Origin of the sequence: Streptomyces sp. NPDC001544 (assembly GCF_042894285.1) — a bacterium.
Classification (GTDB): domain Bacteria; phylum Actinomycetota; class Actinomycetes; order Streptomycetales; family Streptomycetaceae; genus Streptomyces.
In genome coordinates, this window is sequence record NZ_JBIAVN010000003.1 from 208,404 (window position 1) to 226,082 (window position 17,679).

A 17,679-nucleotide genomic window follows, 5' to 3' on the forward strand; every position below is an offset into this window, starting at 1 on the left:
CGTCCCGACCGACTCCGTGAGGCTGAACGGCCTGGACGGCCGAACGCCGTCGGCCCGTCCGACCGACACCTCACGGACCGGGGCGGTTGGTCCCCATTGGGGTGGGGATCAGCTGCCCGCGGCCCTGAAGGGCCATTTCAGAGGCCTCACCGGGTCAACCCCAGCCCGGTGAGGCCCCGCCCCGCGGCACACCGTGCCGCGCATCCCGGCATCATGTGACAGGTATCACCGCTCAGGTGTGACCGCCGATTTAGAGGCCCCCCGCAAGCAGAGATAACCTGCGAGACGGACATGCCGCGCGCTCGGACACCGTGTGCGCTTCCCTTGTGACTCAGGCGGACGTCACGTTGCCCTTCGCGGCACGCCCACGCATCCAACGAACCGCGAGATCACTGATAGGGACGGAAGCGCGTGGACCTGTTCGAGTACCAGGCGAGGGACCTCTTCGCCAAGCACGATGTACCGGTGCTGGCCGGTGAAGTCATCGACACGCCTGAGGCGGCGCGCGCGATCACCGAGCGTCTGGGCGGCAAGTCCGTCGTCAAGGCGCAGGTGAAGGTCGGTGGCCGCGGCAAGGCCGGTGGCGTCAAGCTGGCCGCCTCCGCGGACGAGGCCGTCGCCCGTGCGACGGACATCCTCGGCATGGACATCAAGGGCCACACGGTCCACAAGGTCATGATCGCCGAGACCGCCCCGGAGATCGTCGAGGAGTACTACGTCTCCTTCCTCCTCGACCGTGCCAACCGCACCTTCCTCTCCATCGCCTCCGTCGAGGGCGGCATGGAGATCGAGGAGGTGGCGGCCACCCGTCCGGAGGCCGTCGCGAAGATCGCGATCGACGCGATCGACGGTGTGGACGAGGCGAAGGCCCGCGAGATCGTCGAGGCCGCCAAGTTCCCGGCCGAGGTCGCGGACAAGGTCGCGGGCGTCCTGATCAAGCTGTGGGACACCTTCATCAAGTCGGACGCCCTCCTCGTCGAGGTCAACCCGCTCGCGAAGGTCGCCTCCGGCGAGGTCATCGCCCTCGACGGCAAGGTGTCGCTGGACGAGAACGCCGAGTTCCGCCACCCCGAGTACGAGGAACTCCACGACAAGGACGCGGCCAACCCGCTCGAGGCCGCCGCCAAGGAGAAGAACCTCAACTACGTCAAGCTCGACGGCGAGGTCGGCATCATCGGCAACGGCGCGGGTCTCGTGATGAGCACCCTGGACGTCGTCGCGTACGCGGGTGAGAAGCACGGCAACGTCAAGCCGGCCAACTTCCTGGACATCGGCGGTGGCGCCTCCGCCCAGGTCATGGCCAACGGCCTGGAGATCATCCTGGGCGACCCGGACGTCAAGTCCGTCTTCGTCAACGTCTTCGGCGGCATCACCGCCTGCGACGAGGTCGCCAACGGCATCGTCCAGGCCCTGAAGCTCCTCGAGGACCGCGGCGAGAACGTCTCCAAGCCGCTCGTCGTCCGTCTCGACGGCAACAACGCCGAGCTGGGCCGGCAGATCCTCACGGACGCCAACCACCCGCTGGTGCAGCGCGTCGACACCATGGACGGCGCGGCCGACAAGGCCGCCGAACTGGCCCACGCCGCCAAGTAAGCACTCAGGACGAGGACACCAACACACCATGGCTATCTGGCTCAACAAGGACAGCAAGGTCATCGTCCAGGGCATGACCGGCGCCACGGGCATGAAGCACACCAAGCTCATGCTCGGTGACGGCACCCAGGTCGTGGGCGGCGTGAACCCGCGCAAGGCGGGGCAGACCGTGGACTTCGACGGCACCGAGGTACCCGTCTTCGGCACCGTCAAGGAGGCCATCGACAAGACCGGCGCCAACGTCTCCGTCATCTTCGTGCCGGAGAAGTTCACCAAGGACGCGGTCGTCGAGGCCATCGACGCCGAGATCCCGCTGGCCGTCGTGATCACCGAGGGCATCGCCGTGCACGACACGGCGTCCTTCTGGGCGTACGCCGGCAAGAAGGGCAACAAGACCCGGATCATCGGCCCGAACTGCCCCGGCATCATCACCCCGGGCCAGTCGAACGTCGGCATCATCCCGGGCGACATCACCAAGCCGGGCCGCATCGGCCTGGTCTCGAAGTCCGGCACGCTGACGTACCAGATGATGTACGAGCTGCGTGACATCGGCTTCTCGACCGCCGTCGGCATCGGTGGTGACCCGATCATCGGCACCACGCACATCGACGCCCTCGCCGCGTTCCAGGCCGACCCCGACACCGACCTGATCGTGATGATCGGTGAGATCGGTGGCGACGCCGAGGAGCGCGCGGCCGCGTTCATCAAGGAGAACGTGACCAAGCCGGTCGTCGGCTACGTCGCGGGCTTCACCGCGCCCGAGGGCAAGACCATGGGCCACGCCGGTGCCATCGTCTCCGGTTCGTCCGGCACCGCCCAGGCGAAGAAGGAGGCCCTGGAGGCCGCGGGCGTCAAGGTCGGCAAGACCCCGACCGAGACTGCGAAGCTGGCCCGGGAGATCCTGGCCGGCTGACCCGGTCACCGGACCCGCCAGGGAAGGGCCCGCACCCTCAAGGGGGTGCGGGCCCTTCCGCATGCCTCACCGCGGCACCGGCACCACCCGTTCCGGGCCCTTCGCCGTCTCCTGGCCGAGTTTGTTCCGCAGGGTCAGTTCCTGGGCGGACAGCGGGCCGAGGGCCGCTCTTGGGGGTACGCCCCGTACCGCCTGGGCGGGGCCGGGGGGTTTCTCGTAGTGGGTCGGGGCCGTCCGCAGGGTGAGTGCGGTGGCGCCGACGACCGAGGCCGTGAGGGCGATCGCGGCCCGGGTCCAGCGGCGGGCCCGGAGCTCGCCGACCGACCGCACCGCCTTCGGCCCGGCCGCCTCCAGCCGGTCGGTCGAGGCCAGTTCGGCCAGCCGCCGGTGCAGCAGGTCGCAGTCCGCCAGCTCGGGGATCCGCGCGGCCACCGCGGCCCGTGCGTGCGTCACCCGACGGGCCGCCGCCGGTGTGCTGGCCTCCGTCTCCGCCGCGGTCTCCGGCAGGTCGAGGCCGACACCGTCGTACAGCAGGAGCGTGCGACGGTAGGCCGGAGGGAGCGTCAGCAGGGCGTGCAGAAGGGCCCGGTCGGCGGAGTCGGCCGGGGGCGGGTCGGGTCGGCGGAGCAGCCGGAAGCGGTGCCAGGGGGAGAGGGCGCACTCGTAGGCGACGGCCCGCACCCAGCCCGCCGGGTCCCGGTCCCGGGCCACCTCCGGCCAGCGCTGCCAGGCGAGCTCGAAGGCACGCTCCACAGCGGCACGGGCCGACTCGCGCCGCCCCGTGAGCAGGTACGTCTGCCGTACGAGGGCCGGGGCGCAGAACTCGTACAGCGCGTCGAAAGCCTGAGCGGGCGTCAGGGAGGCCTCGGCCTGACGGGGCGTCACCGGGCAGCCCTCCGGTAGAAAAAACACATAAACATATATTGAGCGACACTTCGGTGGTTCGCCTGTTACGCCGAGAAAGCGCGTGTCGTTGGGAGCATGGCGACGTGACGCAGATGACCGCTCGCCGACCGTCGTTGTCGCTTTTCTTCACCCGCTTGCTCAGCCGCTTGTTCACCGGCGTGCTCACCCGGCTGCGTGACCGCTCGCCAGGACTGGCCGGGAGCCTTCTGGGCGGCGCGGTCGCGGCCGGGCTCGGTCTCGGCTGCTTCGCCGTGCTCGTGATGGTGCTGTGGGTCAGCTCCCCGTACCCCGACAGCGGACCGGGCGGCGCGCTGCACGTCGCCGCCGCGCTGTGGCTGCTGGCGCACGGCGTCCGGCTCGTCCGCACCGAGACGCTCACCGGGGTTCCCGCGCCCGTCGGCGTCACCCCGCTGCTGCTCCTGGCGCTGCCGCTCTGGCTGCTGTACCGGGCGGCACGGGACGCCACCGACGCGCCGGCCGACCCCGACGGCCCGCCGCCGGTCGACGCGTGCACGGCGTGGACGGGCGTCGTCCTCGGCTACCTCGGTGTCGGCGCCGGCGCGGCGCTGTACGCCTCCGGTGGTGCGCTGCGGCCCGAGTGGGGGCGGGTGGCGGTGTGTCTGCCGCTCGTCGCGCTGGTCGGGGCCGGGGTGGGGGTGTGGGCGGCGTACTGCCGTCCGCGCGAGCCGGTGCTGGGCGTGCTGAAGCTGCTGCCGGGGTTTCTGCGCCGCCGGGCCCTGACGCCGGGCGGACGGGCCGGGCTCGGGGCGGCCGTGCGGGCTGCGCTGGCGGGTACGGCCGCGCTCCTCGGCGGCGGGGCACTGCTGCTCGGGGTGTCACTGGTGGGGCACGGGGCGGCGGCCCGCGCCTCGTTCCTGCAGCTCACGGAGGGCTGGACGGGACGGTTCGCCGTGCTGCTGCTGTGCGTCGCGCTGATCCCGAACGCGGCGGTGTGGACGGTGGCGTACGCCCTCGGCGCCGGGTTCGCGCTCGGCGCCGGGCACCAGGTCGATCCGTTCGCCGCCGATCCGGCACCGTTGCTGCCGCCCTTCCCGCTGCTGGCGGCGGTGCCGCACGCGGCCCTCGCGACGCCGTGGCGGTGGGCCGCCCTGGTGGTGCCGGTCGCGGCCGGGGTGACGGTCGCCTGCTGCGCGGCGCGGCCCGGACGGCCGCGGGTGCGCTGGTCGACCTGGCGGGCCGCCGGGACGGCGCTGCTGGCGGCCGTACTGTGCGGGGCGGCGTTCGCCCTGCTGGCGGAGCTGGCGGGCGGCCCGCTCGGGGTGGCGGCGCTGGCCCGGTTCGGGCCGGTGTGGTGGCAGGTCGGCGGCGTGGTGCCCGCCTGGGTCGGGGCGGTGGCGGTGCCGGTCTCGGTGGTGGTGCGGTGGTGGGGCGGACGGTCCTCACGGGTTGGGAGGGAACGAGTCGCCGGGCCCCGGGAGCAGGCACCGCGGAAGCGGGACGAGGCACCGAGGGGCAGGGAGCAGGCCTCGGCGACGACGTCCGGGCCGTCCGTGTACGACAGCGCCCTGGACGCCTATGACGTACTGCCGGCCGAGGCGCCGGCCGCGACCGCCCTGCGGGGCCCCTCCGTCCCGCCGACGGAGCCGGCGGCTCCAGCGGACGGACCCGTGCCCCCGGACGAGGAGTGACCCGACGAGATCCGGCCCTCAGCCGGTCTCCCCCAGCAGCCCCCGCAGCTCATGCGGCAGCAACTGCTTGCACGACTGCTGGGCCTCGCTGGTGAGGGAGTCGTTCACGCAGGTGTAGTAGTCGCTGTAGACGAGCTGGGCGGTGAAGGTGGCCGCCACGAGCGCCAGGGCCAGCGAGCCGGTGACCAGGCCGCTGACCGCGGCGGTGGTCTGAGGGCGGCCGGTGGGCTCCGGCGCCGGGGTGTTCGGGTCGGGCCTGCGGGGCTTGGCCCGCAGCGCGCTGATGCCCCAGTGGAGGGCGAGGGCGCCGAGCAGCAGGGCCACGTACGGCCAGCTGAACAGGGCGAAGAAGAAGGCCCACATGCCGCACAGCAGCGCGTAGCGCGCATGGCGCTGGGCCGGGTCGGCGGGGTCCCAGCGGAGATTGGGGGGCGGGCCGCCGGCCGGGCCCTCGGGGCCGCCGCCCGGCCGCTCGCCGAAACCGCCGGAGGAGCGGCCGGGCTGGCGGTCGCTCCACTGACTGCCCCACGGGGAGTGGCCCTCACCGCCGGAGCCCTGACCGCCCTGACCCCCCTGTCCGCCCTGGCCGTCCTGAGAGCCGTCGGAACCCGAGGGGCGGCGGGGCTGCCACGGCCGGTCCGGTGTGCCCTCCGGCGGTGGGGCGAAGGGGTTGTCGTCGGCCGGCGCGGCCTCCTGGCCGTCGCCGTCCCGCCGGCCCGAGGACGCGTCGGGCGGCGAGGCGGGCCGCTCCCGCAGCAGCACGGCACCCCGCTCCCTGCCCTGCTCCGGCTGCGGGGGGAACGTGAGGAGTCGCAGACTGCGGTCCGGCATCAAATGAGCGTCTTCCCCTAGGTGAATTACGGCTGTCCGAATGGGCTGACATGGGCTGTCTCTGAAGGCAACGCGTCGCGCGACGGCCGCGTTCCCGACCGGTTCCCCCCAGACGCTACCTTCCGGCCAAGCCCCCGTCCCGTGGGGGCCGTCCCCTGTGCCGGTATCGTTGCTGGCGGTCGGCTGCTTCGTAGACTTCCCCGTATCGGGGGGCGTGAAGCATTCGTAGGAATGCACAGGCCGCCCGCACGAACCCGCTTCCCCGAGAAAGGGCCCCACCGTGGCCGCCAAGCCCGTGGCCAAGCGCCTCGTCGTGCTGGTCTCCGGATCCGGCACCAATCTGCAGGCGCTCCTGGACGAGATCGACCGCGTCGGCCCCGAGGCCTACGGCGCCGAGGTCGTGGCCGTCGGTGCGGACCGGGAGGGCATCGAAGGGCTCGCCCGCGCCGAACGCGCCGGGCTCCCCACCTTCGTGTGCAAGGTCAAGGACCACGCGACCCGGGCGGGGTGGGACCTGGCGCTCACCGAGGCCGTCGCCGCGCACCGGCCCGACCTCGTCGTCTCCGCCGGGTTCATGAAGATCGTGGGGAAGGAGTTCCTCGCGCGGTACGGCGGACGGTTCGTGAACACCCATCCCGCCCTGCTGCCCAGCTTTCCGGGAGCCCACGGCGTGCGGGACGCGCTCGCGTACGGCGCCAAGGTCACCGGCTGCACCGTCCACTTCGTCGACGACGGCGTCGACACCGGACCGATCATCGCGCAGGGCGTGGTGGAGGTCCGCGACGAGGACGACGAGAGCGCTCTGCACGAGCGCATCAAAGAAGTCGAGCGAAGGCTGCTCGTCGAGGTCGTGGGGCGGATCGCCCGCAACGGCCATCGCATCGAGGGACGAAAGGTAGTTATCCAGTGACCGCCGAGAGCAACAAGCGGCCCCTGCGCAGGGCGCTCGTCAGCGTCTACGACAAGACCGGTCTGGAGGAGCTCGCCCGCGGGCTGCACGAGGCCGGTGTCGAGCTGGTCTCGACCGGTTCCACCGCCGCCCGCATCGCCGGCGCCGGCGTCCCCGTCACCAAGGTCGAGGAGCTCACCGGCTTCCCCGAGTGCCTGGACGGCCGGGTCAAGACGCTGCACCCCAGGGTGCACGCGGGCATCCTCGCCGACCTGCGCCTCGACAGCCACCGCGAGCAGCTCGCCGAGCTGGGAGTGGAGCCGTTCGACCTCGTCGTCGTCAACCTCTACCCGTTCCGCGAGACCGTCGCCTCGGGCGCCGCGCCCGACGAGTGCGTGGAGCAGATCGACATCGGCGGCCCCTCCATGGTCCGTGCCGCCGCGAAGAACCACCCGTCGGTCGCCGTGGTCACCAGCCCCGCCCGGTACGCGGACGTCCTCGCCGCGGCCGCGGACGGCGGCTTCGACCTCGCCACCCGCAAGCGGCTGGCCGCCGAGGCCTTCCAGCACACGGCCGCCTACGACGTCGCCGTGGCCTCCTGGTTCGCCTCCTCCTACGCCCCGGTGGACGAGTCCCGCTTCCCCGACTTCCTCGGCGCCACCTGGGAGCGCGCGCACACCCTGCGCTACGGCGAGAACCCGCACCAGCCCGCCGCCCTGTACGTCGACGCCGACGGCACCGGCCTCGCGGTCGCCGAGCAGCTGCACGGCAAGGAGATGTCGTACAACAACTACACGGACACGGACGCCGCCCGCCGTGCCGCGTACGACCACGACGAGCCCTGCGTGGCCATCATCAAGCACGCCAACCCCTGCGGCATCGCGATCGGCGCCGACGTCGCCGAGGCGCACCGCAAGGCGCACGCCTGCGACCCGCTGTCCGCGTTCGGCGGTGTCATCGCCGTCAACCGGCCGGTCAGCAGGGAGATGGCCGAGCAGGTCGCGGAGATCTTCACCGAGGTCATCGTCGCCCCCGACTACGAGGAGGGCGCCCTGGAGGCGCTCACCAAGAAGAAGAACATCCGGGTGCTCAAGGCCCCCGGCGCACCGGCCAACCCGGTCGAGGTCAAGCCCATCGACGGTGGTGTGCTGCTCCAGGAGACGGACCGGCTCCAGGCCGACGGCGACGACCCGGCCAACTGGACGCTCGCGGCCGGTGAGGCGCTCGGCGCCGAGGAGCTGAAGGAGCTCGCCTTCGCCTGGAAGGCCTGCCGGGCCGTGAAGTCCAACGCCATCCTGCTCGCCAAGGACGGCGCCTCGGTCGGCGTCGGCATGGGACAGGTCAACCGGGTCGACTCCTGCAAGCTGGCCGTCGAGCGGGCCGGCGAGGAGCGGGCGCGCGGCTCCTACGCGGCCTCCGACGCCTTCTTCCCCTTCCCCGACGGGCCGGAGATCCTCATCGCCGCGGGCGTGAAGGCCATCGTCCAGCCCGGCGGCTCGGTCCGGGACGAGCTGGCCGTGGAGGCCGCGCGGAAGGCGGGCGTGACGATGTACTTCACGGGTACGCGCCACTTCTTCCACTGACACCGGCCTGCCGCCGACGCACCAGGGCCGTGCCCCCCACTCGGGTGGGACACGGCCCTTGGTGCGTGCCGACGGTCCGCCGCGCTCAGAACTTCGGGCGGTTGAACCACGCCGAGGCCGCGCTGTTCACCATCGAGGCGAGGATGATGCCGGCGAAGGCGAGGGAGATGACCCCGCCGAAGGTGCCGGAACCGCCCGCGCCCTTCACGATGTTGACCAGGCTGCCGAGCAGCATCAGGGACGCGTACACGATCGTCGTGATGCGGATTCCGCTGCCGCCGTTCTTGAACTTCACGCCCAGGAAGATCGACAGGGTGCCCAACGCCAGCATCAGCAGGGCGAAGGCGATGAGCACACCGGTCGTCGTGCTGGTGTCGTCACCCGTGCCGATGCCGTTGGAGCCGTCCTGGACGGCACCGGCCCCGATGCCGAGGAAGAGGCCGACCAGGAACTGCAGGCCGGCCAGGATGAACAGCAGCACCCGGGCGGTCTTGATCAGGCCCGGCATCTCCATCGGCGCGCCGTAGCCGTAGCCCTGGGGGACCGGCGGGGCGGTGGGGTAGCCGTAGCCGGGCTGGACGGGGGGAGCGGTCGGGTAGCCGTATCCGGGCTGGCCCTGGGGCTGCTGCGGCGGGTAACCGGGCTGCTGGCCCTGCGGCGGCGGGCCGTAGGGGTTGTTCGGGTCGCCGAAACTCATGGCGCTGTTTCCTCCGTTGCTCACGTGCGGGGACGACGCGCGGCACGGTTCGGAGGAGAGTTTCTACAGATGCGGTCCGTCCCCCCGGTACTGCCCGCGGCACTGTGTACTCATCGTTCTTTAGCGGACTCTTACTTGTCCAGCCGCATTCGCGATGTGTTGTGCAAGTGCAACATCGTCGATCAAGGTCGGACATGGGCGGAGGTGACCGGAGCCGTACCCGGGGCCCCCGGATTGGAACAGGGTGGCGGTCATCCGCGAGGATGGGGCCATGACCGCCCAGATTCTCGATGGCAAGGCCACCGCAGCCGAGATCAAGTCCGAGCTGACCGCCCGCGTGGCGGCGCTGAAGGAGAAGGGCGTCACGCCCGGCCTCGGCACGATCCTGGTCGGGGACGACCCCGGCAGCCAGAAGTACGTCGCCGGCAAGCACCGGGACTGCGCCCAGGTCGGCATCGCCTCGATCCAGCGCGAACTGCCGGGCACGGCGACGCAGTCGGAGATCGAGGCGGTCGTCCGGGAGCTGAACGAGGACCCGGCGTGCACCGGCTACATCGTCCAGCTGCCGCTGCCCAAGGGCATCGACGAGAACCGCATCCTGGAACTGATGGACCCGGGCAAGGACGCGGACGGACTGCACCCGATGAACCTCGGGCGTCTCGTCCTCAACGAGCCGGCCCCGCTGCCCTGCACCCCCAACGGCATCCTCACCCTGCTGCGCCGCCACGGCGTGGAGATCAAGGGCGCCGAGGTCGTGGTCGTCGGACGCGGCGTGACCATCGGCCGCCCGATGCCGCTGCTGCTCACCCGGCGCAGCGAGAACGCCACCGTGACCCAGTGCCACACGGGCACCCGTGACCTGTCGGCGCACCTGAGGCGGGCGGACATCGTCATCGCGGCCGCCGGAGTGGGCCATCTGATCCGTCCCGAGGACGTCAAGCCGGGCGCGGCCGTCCTCGACGTCGGCGTCTCCCGCAACGCCGAAGGGAAGATCGTCGGGGATGTGCACCCCGGGGTCGCCGAGGTGGCCGCCTGGATCTCCCCCAACCCGGGCGGCGTCGGCCCGATGACCCGTGCCCAGCTGCTCGTCAACGTGGTCGAGGCGGCGGAGCGCAGTGCCGGCTGAGGACACCCACGACACGCAGGACACTCACGACACGCAGGACTCCCACACCGCACGCGAGCCCCACGGCGCACCCGACGGCGTCGACGACGTCGACGGCGCGGAGCCGACCGTCCGGGACGCGATCAGCGCGCCCGACGCCGAGGGGCACCCCAAACGGGTCACGCGCCGCTTCCCCCTGTTCACCCGGGACACCGCGCGCCCCGAGGGCGGCGGCCGGGCCGCCCCCGGGGACGCCCCGGCGCCGGCCCGGCAGTGGCCGATACTCCTCGTGCTCTCCGTGGTCGCCGTCGGACTGCTGGTGACCGCGTTCGACGCGTTCCGGCTGGGCATGCTGCTGGCCGGATCGGCCCTGCTCGTGGGTGCCGTACTGCGCTGGGTCCTGCCCGGCGTCGGCATGCTGGCGGTCCGCTCCCGCTTCACCGACATAGTCACCTACGGCGCGCTCGGCCTGGCGATCGTCCTCCTGGCGCTGATGGCCCAGCCCAAGCCGTTGCTGGAGATCCCCTTCCTGAAGGACACGCTGCACTTCACCCTCACCAACTAGGACGCCGTCCCGGCGTACGACGGTGCGCCGTGACGGACCGATGCATCGATGCGCCCCCGGCCCGGGGACCCGGGTTCCGGGGGCTGCGCATTCCCGTGGGTAGCCAGAACGGGGAACTGGAGGGGGCCCGCGTCCGCGGGACGACGCGGGACGTACGGCACCGACCGGGGAAGAGGGGGGAACCGATGCCTCGTTGGAAAGCCCTGCCCGACGAGCTCGATCCGCAGGTCAAGGAGTTCGCCGGGCAGGTGCGGCGGCTCGTGGACCGCAGTGGACTGAGCATCGCGGCGCTGGCCGACCGCACGGGCTACAGCAAGACGTCCTGGGAGCGTTACCTGGGCGGCCGGCTCCTCGCACCGAAGGGCGCGATCGTCGCCCTCGCCGAGGTCACCGGCACCGATCCCGACCATCTGACCACCATGTGGGAGCTGGCCGAGCGCGCCTGGAGCCGTTCGGAGATGCGCCACGACATGACCATGGAGACGGCTCTGATCTCCCGGGCGCGAGCCGCGCTCGGCGACCAGGCCCCGCCCGTGGCGGGTACGAGCGCGGGCGGCAACGGCACCGCGGCCCGTGTCCGCGGCGTGACCGTGTTTTCGGGCATCGCGGGTCCCGCGGGCGTGTCGCCCACGATCCCGCCGCAGCCGACGGCGCCGGACGCGGACGCAAGGGAAGCGGCCGGGGGCGGTCGCCCCTCCACCGGCAGGGCGGCACCGGGCCCGTACGGGGTGAACCGGGTGAACGGGGTGTACGGGGTGAACGACGGAGACCGTCCACGGCGACCCGGCGCCCCCTCGGAGGGCAAGCGGCGGCTCTCGGAGGGCAGGCGGCGGCTGACGACGTTCCTCGCGGGCGCCGGCACCGTACTCGTCGTCATCGCCGCCGTCGTCCTTCTCGCCGGCAGCGGCGGCCACGTGAAGGCCGGGGACGCGGCGACCCCGTCCGCCCGGCGCGCCCCGTCACTCACCGACCGACGCCACCTGCCGGCGGATGTGCGGTGCGCCGGCGCCGACTGCGCCGGCAAGGACGCGCAGAGCACGGGCTGCAGCGGCGAACACGTCACCACCGCCAGGACCGCCACCGTCGGCAGCACCGTCGTCGAGGTCCGTTACAGCGAGACCTGCCGGACCGCGTGGGGGCGGATCACCGGGGCCGCGCGGGGGGACACGGTGCGGGTGAGCGCCGGGGCGCGGAAGGAGACCGGGGCCGTCACGCGGGACGGGGACACGATCGCCTACACACCGATGCTGGCCGTGCGGGACGCGGCCGGGGTGAAGGCCTGCGTGACGCTCGTCTCGGGCCGGCAAGGGTGCACGGGGTAGTGGCGCCGGAAGCGGCGCGAAAACATTCTGGGCCGGCACGCATGGCCGCCGGAATCCTGGGCAGGCGGACGGTAACCCCCACGGGAGTCCGGACAGGTCCCCCGATCGGCGGCCGTCTCTGTTCCTCCTCTCCCGGACAGGCGGCCGCCTTTTCGGTTGCGCCCGACGGCGGCACGGTGACCTGTGGGGTGGGCCACACGAGCCCCGGACGTTCGCCATCCCGGATGCGCGATAGCCTGACCGCTGGATCTCTCTTGATACCAAGAGATCGATCATTTGCACGTCCCACCTCGGGGCAGGGACGCCCCGCCGCCAGCTGTCATACGGAGAACGCCATGACCCGCACTCCCGTGAACGTCACCGTCACCGGCGCGGCCGGCCAGATCGGTTACGCCCTGCTCTTCCGCATCGCCTCCGGCCAGCTCCTCGGCGCGGACGTGCCGGTCCGCCTGCGTCTGCTGGAGATCACCCCGGCGCTGAAGGCCGCCGAGGGCACGGCGATGGAGCTGGACGACTGCGCGTTCCCGCTCCTGCAGGGCATCGACATCACGGACGACCCGAACGTGGCCTTCGACGGCACCAACGTGGCTCTGCTCGTCGGCGCCCGGCCCCGCACCAAGGGCATGGAGCGCGGTGACCTCCTCGAGGCCAACGGCGGCATCTTCAAGCCGCAGGGCAAGGCCATCAACGACCACGCCGCCGACGACATCAAGGTCCTGGTCGTCGGCAACCCCGCCAACACCAACGCGCTGATCGCGCAGGCCGCCGCCCCGGACGTACCGGCGGATCGCTTCACCGCGATGACCCGCCTCGACCACAACCGCGCGCTGACCCAGCTCGCGAAGAAGACGGGCTCGACGGTCGCCGACATCAAGCGCCTGACCATCTGGGGCAACCACTCCGCCACCCAGTACCCGGACATCTTCCACGCCACGGTCGCCGGCAAGAACGCCGCCGAGGTCGTGAACGACGAGAAGTGGCTGGCCGAGGACTTCATCCCGACCGTCGCCAAGCGCGGTGCCGCGATCATCGAGGCCCGTGGCGCCTCGTCGGCCGCCTCCGCCGCCAACGCCGCGATCGACCACGTCCACACCTGGGTCAACGGCACCGCCGACGGCGACTGGACCTCCATGGGCATCCCGTCGGACGGCTCCTACGGCGTCCCCGAGGGCCTGATCTCCTCCTTCCCCGTCACCACGAAGGACGGCAAGTACGAGATCGTCCAGGGCCTGGACATCAACGAGTTCTCCCGCGCCCGTATCGACGCCTCCGTCAAGGAGCTCGAGGAGGAGCGCGAGGCGGTCCGCGGCCTCGGCCTCATCTGAGCCACGCGCCTTCCCGCACGGGCCCCCTTCCGGTTTCTTCCGGAAGGGGGCCCGCGCCCGTTTCAGCCCGCATCCGGGAGAGCCGGAAAAAAATCCTGGACGGGGATGTCGAGAACCCGCGACCGGCTCCGTCCCCGAGGTGAACGCGACCACAATGGGTCGCAGCACCACCGAGGAGAACCACGATGGCCAAGTACCTCCTGCTCAAGCACTACCGCGGCGCTCCGGCAGCGGTCAACGACGTGCCCATGGACCAGTGGACGCCGGCGGAGATCTCGGCGCACGTGGAGTACATGCACGACTTCGCGGCCCGGCTCGAGAAGAGCGGCGAGTTCGTCGACGGCCAGGCGCTCGCCCCCGAGGGGGCGTGGGTCCGGTACGACGGTGAGGGGCGCCCGCCGGTCACCGACGGCCCGTTCGCCGAGACCAAGGACCTCATCGCCGGCTGGATGGTGATCGACGTCGACAGCTACGAGCGCGCCGTCGAGCTGGCCGGGGAACTGTCGGCCGCCCCCGGGGCGGGCGGGAAGCCGATCCACGAGTGGCTGGAGGTGCGCCCGTTCCTGACCGCGACGCCCGCCTTCACGGAGTGCCCGCATCGATGAACGAGGCCCTGCTGCGCAGCCTCACCCCGAGCGTGCTCGCCGTCCTCGTCCGCCGCGGAGCCGACTTCGCGGCGGCCGAGGACGCCGTGCAGGACGCGCTGGCCGAGGCGGTCCGCGTCTGGCCCGCCGACCCGCCGCGGGACGCGAAGGGCTGGCTGGTCACCGTGGCCTGGCGCAGGTTCCTCGACCAGGCCCGGGCGGACGCCGCCCGCCGCCGGCGTGAGGACCTCGTCGACCGGGAACCGGCGCCCGGGCCCGGGCCCGCGGTGGACGACACGCTCCAGCTCTACTTCCTGTGCGCCCACCCGTCGCTGACGCCGTCGTCCGCGGTCGCGCTCACCCTGCGCGCCGTCGGCGGGCTCACCACCCGCCAGATCGCCCAGGCCTACCTGGTGCCCGAGGCGACGATGGCGCAGCGGATCAGCCGGGCCAAGCGCACCGTGTCCGGCGTGCGGTTCGACCGGCCCGGCGACGTCGCCACCGTCCTTCGCGTCCTCTACCTGGTCTTCAACGAGGGCTACTCCGGCGACGTCGACCTCGCCGCCGAGGCCATCCGGCTCACCCGGCAGCTCGCGGCCGCCATCGACCACCCCGAGGTGGCGGGGCTGCTCGCCCTCATGCTGCTCCACCACGCCCGGCGCGCCACCCGGACCGCGCCCGACGGCAGCCTGGTACCGCTCGCCGAGCAGGACCGCGGCCGGTGGGACACCGACGCGATCTCCGAGGGCGTCGCGATCCTGCAGGCGGCCCTCGCCCGCGACCGGCTGGGCGAGTTCCAGGCCCAGGCCGCCATCGCGGCCCTCCACGCCGACGCGCCCACCGCCGAGGAGACCGACTGGGTGCAGATCGTCGAGTGGTACGACGAGCTCACGCGTCTGACCGACAACCCCGTCGTCCGGCTCAACCGCGCGGTGGCCGTCGGCGAGGCCGACGGACCGCGCGCCGGGCTGGCGGCACTCGCGGCGCTGGACGACTCACTGCCCCGCCACGCGGCGGTGGCGGCGTACCTCCACGAGCGCGACGGCGACCTTGCGACGGCGGCACGGCTGTACGCCGAGGCGGCCCACAAGGCGTCCAACCTCGCAGAGCGCCGGCACCTGACGCGTCAGGCCGCCCGGCTCAACACCCGCCGGCGTCACTGACGGACCCCGCCCCGACCTCCCCACGGCTCCGGGGCCCCGTGACGGCTCCGGTCACCCGCCCCGGTGCCCCGCGGCGTCGAGCAGCCGCTGCCCGAACTCCCGGGCCGCTTCCCGCAGTTCCCGTGACCCGATGACGCGGAACGGTGCCCGCAGTGCGGTCAACTGCCGGACGTACCAGTCGGGTTCGTCGGTCGTGGCCCGCAGCCGGGTGGTGTGCGCGTCGAGCGGCTCCAGGCGGCCGACGCTGTGTGACCGCCATGGACAACGCATCGGTTCCGCACGAGCCCCCGGTCGCGGGCAACGAGATCGAGACCCTGACCGGCGCACTGGAGCGCCGGCGCACGACGTTCGCCTGGAAGTGCGAAGGCCTGGACGCGGCCGGCCTCGCCACGAGACTCCCGCCCTCCTCGATGACCCTCGGTGGGCTGGTCAAGCACCTGGCCCTGGTCGAGGACGAGTACCTCACCCGGCGGCTGTCGGGGCGGGAACTGCCGGCGCCGTGGGACACGGTGGACTGGGACGCCGACCCGGACTGGGAGTGGCGTTCCGCCGCCTCCGACACCCCCGAGCGGTTGTACGGGCTCTGGCGGGACGCGGTGGGGCGGGCCCGGGCGCACGTCCGTCAGGCGGTCGCCGAGGGCGGCGCCGCTCACGTGGCCGCGTACACCAGCCGTAGCGGTGAGTCGCCCCTGCTGCGCCGGCTGCTGACCGACGTGATCGAGGAGTACGCCCGCCACCTCGGTCACGCCGACCTGATCCGCGAGTCGGTCGACGGACGGGTGGGGGAGGACCCGCCGGCTGACTTCTGAGGCCCGCCGAAACCCTTCTCGGCACCCCCCAACACCGTTCCTGATCTTCCTTTTGTCCCGTTTTGCCTACAACTCAAGTGACGCGGCGCACTTTCGGCCACCGATTGCGCATGCAATCCGGAGGTCCGGGCAGGCGGACACGGTCCCCGAGAGTGACACCGGTGTGACGCACGGGAGCTGAACAGGAACGGAAGGCAACAGCGAACATGGCGAAGAGAGCCGTACATCAGTCGCGGGCGACCATCCACGTCGGCGGCGAGTGGCTGGAAGCCGTCGCCGGCGCGACCCGCGAGATCCTCGACCCCGCGGACGCGCAGCCCCTCGCCGTGGTCGCGGAGGGTGACGAGAAGGACGCGGAAGCGGCGGTGGCCGCGGCCCGCCGCGCCTTCGACGAGGGGGAGTGGCCGCGCACACCGGTCACCGAACGCGCGGCCCTGCTGCGCCGGGTGGCCGACCTGCTCGTGCGCGACCGCGAGGAACTCGGCCTGCTGGAGAGCCGGGACGCGGGCAAGACCGTCGAGGAGGGCCGCGTCGACATCGACTGCGTCGCCGACGCCTTCCGTTACTTCGCCGACCTGGTGGCCGGCGAGGCCCCCGGCCGGGTCGTCGACGCCGGCTCACCCGACATCCACAGCGTCGTCGTGCACGAGCCCGTCGGCGTCTGCGCGCTGATCACCCCCTGGAACTACCCCCTCCTCCAGGCGAGCTGGAAGGTCGCCCCGGCGCTCGCCGCGGGCAACACCTTCGTGATCAAGCCCAGCGAGATCACCCCGCTGACCACCATCGCCCTGATCGAACTGCTGGTGGAGGCCGGGCTCCCGGCCGGCGTGGCCAACATCGTCACCGGCCCCGGCCACACCGTCGGCGCCCGTCTCGCCGAGCACCCCGACGTCGACCTGGTCTCCTTCACCGGCGGTCTGGTCAGCGGCACCAAGGTCGCCCAGGCCGCCGCCCCCACCGTCAAGAAGGTCGCCCTCGAACTCGGCGGCAAGAACCCCAACGTCGTCTTCGCCGACGCCTGCGCCACCGACGAGGGCTTCGACACCGCTGTCGACCAGGCCCTCAACGCCGCCTTCATCCACAGCGGCCAGGTCTGCTCGGCGGGCGGCCGGCTCATCGTCGAGGAGTCCGTCCGCGACCGCTTCGTCGCCGAACTCGTCCGCCGCGCCGAGAAGATCCGCCTCGGCCGGGGCACCGAGGACGGCGTGGAGTGCGGCCCCCTCGTCTCCGAGCAGCAGCGCGCCAAGGTCGAGGCGTACGTCGAATCCGCCCTCTCCGAGGGCGCGGTGCTGCGCTCCGGCGGCAAGCGGCCCCGGCCCGACGACATCCGGCCCGAGTCCGGCTACTTCTACGAGCCGACCGTCCTCGACCGCTGCCACCGCGAGATGAGGGTCGTCCGGGAGGAGGTCTTCGGCCCGGTCCTCACCGTCGAGACCTTCCGCACCGAGGACGAGGCCGTCTTCCTCGCCAACGACACCGAGTACGGCCTCGCGGGCGCCGTCTGGACCGCCGACGCGGGCCGCGCCCGGCGCGTCGCCGGACGGCTGCGGCACGGCACCGTCTGGATCAACGACTTCCACCCCTATCTGCCGCAGGCGGAGTGGGGCGGCTTCGGCAAGAGCGGCGTGGGACGCGAGCTGGGCCCCGCCGGACTCGCCGAGTACCGCGAGACCAAGCACATCTACCAGAACCTGGCCCCCCGGCCGGTGCGCTGGTTCGCGGGCTGACCTCCCGCTTCCCCCCAC

General features: G+C 72.4%; 17 protein-coding genes. 13 read left to right on the forward strand and 4 right to left on the reverse strand.

The features are described 5' to 3' along the window. Positions 1 to 411: 411 nt before the first annotated feature. Entirely contained in the window at positions 412 to 1,593 is a 1,182-nt protein-coding gene (gene sucC, locus ACFY0F_RS10855) for an ADP-forming succinate--CoA ligase subunit beta (RefSeq protein WP_388791734.1), read from the forward strand. A 28-nt stretch (positions 1,594 to 1,621) separates the two neighbouring features. Then, the gene (gene sucD, locus ACFY0F_RS10860) at positions 1,622 to 2,506 is read left to right on the forward strand and encodes a succinate--CoA ligase subunit alpha (protein ID WP_388791736.1); all 885 of its coding nucleotides are present in this window, start codon (positions 1,622 to 1,624) and stop codon (positions 2,504 to 2,506) included. Between the two features lie 66 nt (positions 2,507 to 2,572). Here sucD and ACFY0F_RS10865 read toward each other — a convergent pair whose 3' ends face one another. Next, positions 2,573 to 3,391 carry an RNA polymerase sigma factor gene (locus ACFY0F_RS10865; RefSeq protein WP_388791738.1) on the reverse strand — a complete coding sequence of 273 codons (819 nt, stop codon included), beginning with the start codon at positions 3,389 to 3,391 and terminating at the stop codon, positions 2,573 to 2,575. 113 nt (positions 3,392 to 3,504) lie between these two features. Between ACFY0F_RS10865 and ACFY0F_RS10870 the strand changes: the two genes are divergently transcribed. Then, complete coding sequence (locus ACFY0F_RS10870) at positions 3,505 to 5,061, forward strand: DUF6350 family protein (RefSeq protein ID WP_388792397.1); 1,557 nt, start codon at positions 3,505 to 3,507, stop codon at positions 5,059 to 5,061. 18 nt (positions 5,062 to 5,079) lie between these two features. Here ACFY0F_RS10870 and ACFY0F_RS10875 read toward each other — a convergent pair whose 3' ends face one another. Continuing rightward, positions 5,080 to 5,892 carry a hypothetical protein gene (locus ACFY0F_RS10875; protein WP_388791740.1) on the reverse strand — a complete coding sequence of 271 codons (813 nt, stop codon included), beginning with the start codon at positions 5,890 to 5,892 and terminating at the stop codon, positions 5,080 to 5,082. A 280-nt stretch (positions 5,893 to 6,172) separates the two neighbouring features. On the opposite strand from ACFY0F_RS10875, the gene purN reads away from it, so the two are divergent. Then, positions 6,173 to 6,802: a phosphoribosylglycinamide formyltransferase gene (purN, locus tag ACFY0F_RS10880; protein WP_388791742.1), complete on the forward strand. Its 630-nt coding sequence runs from the start codon at positions 6,173 to 6,175 to the stop codon at positions 6,800 to 6,802. After that, positions 6,799 to 8,364, forward strand: a complete 1,566-nt coding sequence (gene purH, locus ACFY0F_RS10885) for a bifunctional phosphoribosylaminoimidazolecarboxamide formyltransferase/IMP cyclohydrolase (RefSeq protein WP_388791744.1) — start codon at positions 6,799 to 6,801, stop codon at positions 8,362 to 8,364. Before purN ends, purH begins: the two co-directional genes overlap by 4 nt. An 85-nt stretch (positions 8,365 to 8,449) precedes the next feature. Here purH and ACFY0F_RS10890 read toward each other — a convergent pair whose 3' ends face one another. Next, on the reverse strand, positions 8,450 to 9,061 hold the full coding sequence (locus ACFY0F_RS10890; RefSeq protein WP_388791746.1) for a hypothetical protein: 612 nt from the start codon (positions 9,059 to 9,061) through the stop codon (positions 8,450 to 8,452). Between the two features lie 271 nt (positions 9,062 to 9,332). Here ACFY0F_RS10890 and ACFY0F_RS10895 point away from each other — a divergent pair, with 271 nt between their 5' ends. The 6 genes from ACFY0F_RS10895 (at position 9,333) to ACFY0F_RS10920 (ending at position 15,125) form a co-directional block, all read left to right on the forward strand. Then, positions 9,333 to 10,187: a bifunctional methylenetetrahydrofolate dehydrogenase/methenyltetrahydrofolate cyclohydrolase gene (locus ACFY0F_RS10895; RefSeq protein ID WP_388791748.1), complete on the forward strand. Its 855-nt coding sequence runs from the start codon at positions 9,333 to 9,335 to the stop codon at positions 10,185 to 10,187. A gap of 121 nt (positions 10,188 to 10,308) precedes the next feature. Further along, a complete protein-coding gene (locus ACFY0F_RS10900; RefSeq protein ID WP_388792399.1) occupies positions 10,309 to 10,731 on the forward strand; it encodes a DUF3017 domain-containing protein in 423 nt (140 codons plus the stop codon). A gap of 185 nt (positions 10,732 to 10,916) precedes the next feature. Continuing rightward, positions 10,917 to 12,053, forward strand: coding sequence for a DUF2690 domain-containing protein (locus ACFY0F_RS10905; protein WP_388791750.1), 1,137 nt, complete (start codon positions 10,917 to 10,919; stop codon positions 12,051 to 12,053). A 335-nt stretch (positions 12,054 to 12,388) separates the two neighbouring features. Beyond that, positions 12,389 to 13,378: a malate dehydrogenase gene (locus ACFY0F_RS10910; RefSeq protein ID WP_388791752.1), complete on the forward strand. Its 990-nt coding sequence runs from the start codon at positions 12,389 to 12,391 to the stop codon at positions 13,376 to 13,378. A 185-nt stretch (positions 13,379 to 13,563) separates the two neighbouring features. Further along, on the forward strand, positions 13,564 to 13,983 hold the full coding sequence (locus ACFY0F_RS10915; protein ID WP_388791754.1) for a YciI family protein: 420 nt from the start codon (positions 13,564 to 13,566) through the stop codon (positions 13,981 to 13,983). After that, positions 13,980 to 15,125 carry an RNA polymerase sigma factor gene (locus ACFY0F_RS10920; RefSeq protein ID WP_388791756.1) on the forward strand — a complete coding sequence of 382 codons (1,146 nt, stop codon included), beginning with the start codon at positions 13,980 to 13,982 and terminating at the stop codon, positions 15,123 to 15,125. The genes ACFY0F_RS10915 and ACFY0F_RS10920 overlap by 4 nt, the downstream gene beginning before the upstream one ends. Positions 15,126 to 15,176: 51 nt before the next feature. On the opposite strand, the gene ACFY0F_RS10925 is transcribed toward ACFY0F_RS10920, so the two are convergent. Beyond that, complete coding sequence (locus ACFY0F_RS10925; RefSeq protein WP_388791758.1) at positions 15,177 to 15,395, reverse strand: hypothetical protein; 219 nt, start codon at positions 15,393 to 15,395, stop codon at positions 15,177 to 15,179. Between ACFY0F_RS10925 and ACFY0F_RS10930 the strand changes: the two genes are divergently transcribed. Continuing rightward, entirely contained in the window at positions 15,383 to 15,934 is a 552-nt protein-coding gene (locus tag ACFY0F_RS10930) for a DinB family protein (RefSeq protein WP_388791760.1), read from the forward strand. The genes ACFY0F_RS10925 and ACFY0F_RS10930 overlap by 13 nt on opposite strands. 206 nt (positions 15,935 to 16,140) lie before the next feature. Then, positions 16,141 to 17,661: an aldehyde dehydrogenase family protein gene (locus ACFY0F_RS10935; RefSeq protein WP_388791762.1), complete on the forward strand. Its 1,521-nt coding sequence runs from the start codon at positions 16,141 to 16,143 to the stop codon at positions 17,659 to 17,661. The last annotated feature ends 18 nt before the right edge of the window (positions 17,662 to 17,679 follow it).